At 64.7% G+C, this 1,126-nt stretch carries 1 protein-coding gene; it reads left to right on the top strand.

The window, feature by feature from the left end:
• Nucleotides 1–1,126: methyl-accepting chemotaxis protein (locus OQK_RS00835; RefSeq protein ID WP_016770694.1), on the top strand; the 1,126-nt coding region annotated here is incomplete at both ends.

Below are 1,126 nucleotides of genomic sequence, written 5' to 3'. Positions count from 1 at the left end.
TAAACGCACCTTGACCGAGCAGATCGGTGCCAATGCGGCGCAAGCGCTGATGGGGCACAAGGAGGCGGTCAACAGTAGCTTCCAGCGCGAGGGTGAAGACTTCCTCGCCTTCAGCCTGCCGCTGCGCGATCTCGGCTGGACGCTGGTGGCCGAAGTGCCGCAGTCGCAGATCTACGCCGAAGCACGGAAAGCGATGTGGATGAGTGGCGGCATCGGTCTGGTGGTGGCGCTGGTCTGCCTGGCACTAGTGGTGTGGCTGGCGCAGGGGCTGGTGCGACCGATTCGACAAGTAACACGGGCGCTGGTGGCCATCGGTAGCGGTGGTGGAGATTTGACTCACCGGTTAGATTCCAGCCGTGCCGATGAGTTGGGTGACCTGGCGCGCGGCTTCAACCGCTTCCTCGACAGCCAGCGCGCGATGATCGGCGAAGTGCTGACCACCAGCGAGCGCCTGCGCACGGCCGTGGGGCAAGTGGCGAAGGTGGTGGACAACACCGCCGAGCGTTCCGGCCGGCAGCAGGAAATGACCGACATGGTAGCCACCGCCGTCCACGAAATGGGCCTGACCGTGCAGGAAATCGCGCAGAACGCTGGCAACGCCGCGCTTGCCTCGCAAACCGCGCGCGATGAGGCGTTGCAGGCGCGGGAAGTGGTCGGTGGCTCGATCCGTCATATCGAAAGCATGTCCGATGAGATCGGCGTGGCGGCAGGGGCGGTGGGTGAGCTGGCACAGCAAGTGGCGTCGATCGATTCGGTGCTGGCGGTGATTCGTGGCGTTTCCGAACAGACCAATCTGCTGGCACTCAACGCCGCCATCGAAGCCGCCCGCGCTGGCGACATGGGCCGTGGCTTCGCGGTGGTCGCCGATGAAGTGCGCACCCTCGCGCGCAGGACCCAGGCCTCGACCGACGAAATTCAACTGATGATCGGCAGCCTCAAGCAAGGCGCGGAAAACGCCGTGTCATCGATGCGCACCGGCCAGGCCGCGACCGGCACCGGGGTTGAGTCAAGCCAGCGCACCGGTGCATCGCTGACGGCAATCACCGGCCAAGTTGAGCGCATCAGCGATATGAACCATCAGGTGGCGACGGCAACCGAAGAGCAGTCGGCGGTGACTGAAGAGATC

Origin of the sequence: Pseudomonas sp. R62, from assembly GCF_000257605.1 — a bacterium.
Classification (GTDB): domain Bacteria; phylum Pseudomonadota; class Gammaproteobacteria; order Pseudomonadales; family Pseudomonadaceae; genus Aquipseudomonas; species Aquipseudomonas atacamensis.
Note: the sequence above shows the minus strand (reverse complement) of the source record. Positions and strands in the feature narration are given on the sequence as shown.